The following is a 2717-nucleotide window of genomic DNA, read 5'->3' as shown; positions in this document are numbered from 1 at the left end:
GCGCGGCCCGCGCCGTGGCGCCGGTCGAGGGCGTACGGGTGGAGGCGGCGCCCGGCAGCGGCGACGACCGCATGGTGGAGCTGGTCGCGGCCGAGGGCGGCGACCGCGACTGCGTGGTGGTCACCGCCGACCGTGAACTCCGCGCCCGCGTCGAGGCGCTGGGCGCCCGCGTCGCGGGACCGCGGTCGGTGCGCCGGGGGCGTGACGGCGGGGCCCGGCCTCCTGTGGGGTGAGCGTCCGGGCGCCGTTCCTCAGCGCCCCCCGCCCCTCCCCCCGCGCAGGCGGCTGTGGCGGTGGCCGTAGGCGAAGTAGACGAGGAAGCCGAGGGCCATCCAGGCCGCGAAGCGCAGCCAGGTCTCCGCGGGCAGATTGAGCATCAGCCAGAGCGAGGCCAGCACCGAGAGGACCGGGACCAGGGGGACCAGGGGGGTGCGGAAGGCGCGCGGCAGGTCGGGGCGGGAGCGGCGGAGCAGGACGACGCCGAGGGCGACCACCACGAACGCGAACAGGGTCCCGATGTTGACGAGTTCGGCGAGCACGTCGATCGAGGTGAACCCGGCGACGACCGCGACGACCGCGCCGAGCAGCACGGTCGAGCGGTAGGGCGTGCCGAACCGGGGGTGGACGCGGGAGAAGAACTGCGGCAGCAGCCCGTCCCGGCTCATCGCGAAGAACACCCGGCTCTGGCCGAGCAGCAGGATCATGCACACGGACGTCAGGCCGACGGCCGCGCCGAAGCTGATGACGCCCGCGTAGAAGGGGTGGCCGACGGCCTTGAAGGCGTCGGCGAGCGGCGCGTCGGTGGACAGCTCGCTGTAGTTCTGCATGCCGGTGACGACGACGGACACGGCCACGTACAGCAGGGTGCAGATGGCGAGCGAGCCGAGGATGCCGCGGGGGACGTCGCGCTGGGGGTCGCGGGTCTCCTCGGCGGCGGTGGCGACGATGTCGAAGCCGATGAACGCGAAGAAGACCACGGCCGCGGCGGCGAACACGCCCATCACGCCGTAGGCGGAGGGGGTGAAGCCGAACATCAGCTGGGACAGGGGCGCGGCGAGGCCGCCGGCGCCCGCGCGGGGCCGGCTGGGCGGGAGGAACGGGTGGTAGTGGGCGGTGGTGATGAAGAAGGCGCCGGCGATGACGACCAGCAGGACGACGGCGACCTTGATGCCGACGATCACGGAGGTGACCCGGGAGGACAGTTTCATGCCGAGAACGAGGATGCCGGTCAGTGCCAGGACCAGGACGCAGGCGAGCAGGTCGAAGCCGAAGGCGCCGCCCCCGGTGCCGGAGAGGGGGGCCGGCAGATGCCAGCCCGCGCTGTCCAGCAGGGAGCGCACATAGCCGGACCAGCCGACGGAGACCACCGCGCAGCCCAGCGCCAGCTCCAGGATCAGGTCCCAGCCGATGATCCATGCGGGGAGTTCGCCGAGCGAGGCGTAGGAGAAGGTGTAGGCGGAGCCGGCGACCGGCACGGTGGAGGCGAACTCGGCGTAGCAGAGCGCGGCGAGGGCGCAGACGACGCCGGCGACGACGAAGGAGATCGCGACGGCGGGGCCCGCCTCCTCCTTGGCGATCTTTCCGGTGAGAACGAAGATGCCCGTTCCGATGACCACTCCGACGCCGAATGTGGTCAGGTCGAGTGCGGAGAGGGACTTCTTGAGGGCGTGTTCCGGTTCCTCGGTGTCCTGGATCGACTCCTCGACCGTCTTCGTCCGGAACATGCCGCGGCCGCGGCGTGCTCCGGCGTCCGTGTCCTGCCGTGTGCTCATGGGCGAACCTCCGCCTGGACGACCCGTATCCCTCCTGAACTGACCGAGTCTGCGCAACGGCGGGAAACGGGAGCGTCCGGCGGGCCTTTCCGGGGCGGGGATTCACCCCGAGGGAGCACGGGGGCCGGTACGCCGATGGGCCGGTCGGAGCACCCGAACGGGCGTCCGGCCGGCCCATCGGCGGCGGTACGGAACGGCGGTCAGTCGCGGGCGACCTCGGCGGTCCTGGCCTCGTCCGGGCCGGACCCGCCGTCCGCCTCCGGGGCGGCGTCGGTGCCCACGGCCTCCCCGGCGTCCTCGTAGCGGCCGTCGAGCTTGGCGACCAGGCCGGTGACCTGGCGGGCGATGTCCGGCGCCGTGAGCCCGATCTCGGCCATCACCTCCTTGCGGGAGGCGTGGTCGAGGAAGCGCTCGGGGATGCCGAAGTCGCGCAGCGGGACGTCCACGTCGGCGTCGCGCAGCGCCTGGGCGACCGCCGCGCCGACGCCGCCGGTGCGGATGTTGTCCTCGACGGTGACGACCACCCGGTGCTTCGCGGCCAGGCCCGGCAGCTTTGGGTCGACCGGCTTGACCCAGCGCGGGTCGACGACCGTGGTGGTGATGCCCTGCTTGTCGAGGAGGTCGGCGATCTCCAGGCACATGGGGGCCAGCGCGCCCACGGAGACGAGCAGCACATCCGGGCGGGCGGCGTCCCCGGGGGCGGCGCGCAGCACGTCCATGCCGCCGACCGTGCCGACCGCCTCGACGGCCGGGCCGACCGCGCCCTTGGAGTAGCGCACGACGGTCGGCGCGTCGTCCACCTCGACGGCCTCGCGCAACTGGGCGCGGACCTGGTCGGCGTCGCGCGGCGCCGCGATCCGCAGACCGGGGACGACCTGGAGCAGGGACATGTCCCACATGCCGTTGTGGGAGGCGCCGTCGGTGCCGGTGACACCGGAGCGGTCC

Annotated in this window: 2 protein-coding genes and 1 pseudogene; 1 reads left to right on the top strand and 2 read right to left on the bottom strand. The window is 73.4% G+C overall.

All coding sequences use genetic code 11. The features are described 5' to 3' along the window. Window positions 1–233 (top strand): annotated as a pseudogene (locus AC51EU_RS29270) (NTP pyrophosphohydrolase); the annotation flags it as partial. Between the two features lie 18 nt (window positions 234–251). Here the strand turns inward: AC51EU_RS29270 and AC51EU_RS29265 are convergent. After that, window positions 252–1772, bottom strand: a complete 1521-nt coding sequence (locus AC51EU_RS29265) for an amino acid permease (protein ID WP_496270114.1) — start codon at window positions 1770–1772, stop codon at window positions 252–254. 200 nt (window positions 1773–1972) lie between these two features. Continuing rightward, window positions 1973–2717, bottom strand: a 745-nt coding sequence (locus AC51EU_RS29260) for a transketolase C-terminal domain-containing protein (RefSeq protein ID WP_496270113.1), incomplete at its 5' end; no start/stop codon positions are given.

The sequence above is a fragment of the Candidatus Streptomyces philanthi genome (assembly GCF_059553635.1).
Note: the sequence above shows the minus strand (reverse complement) of the source record. Positions and strands in the feature narration are given on the sequence as shown.

What these genes read in the sequence shown, in the direction of transcription:
- AC51EU_RS29265 (WP_496270114.1), bottom strand. Translation starts at nt 1,772, where the DNA reads ATGAGCACACGGCAGGACACGGACGCCGGAGCACGCCGCGGCCGCGGC.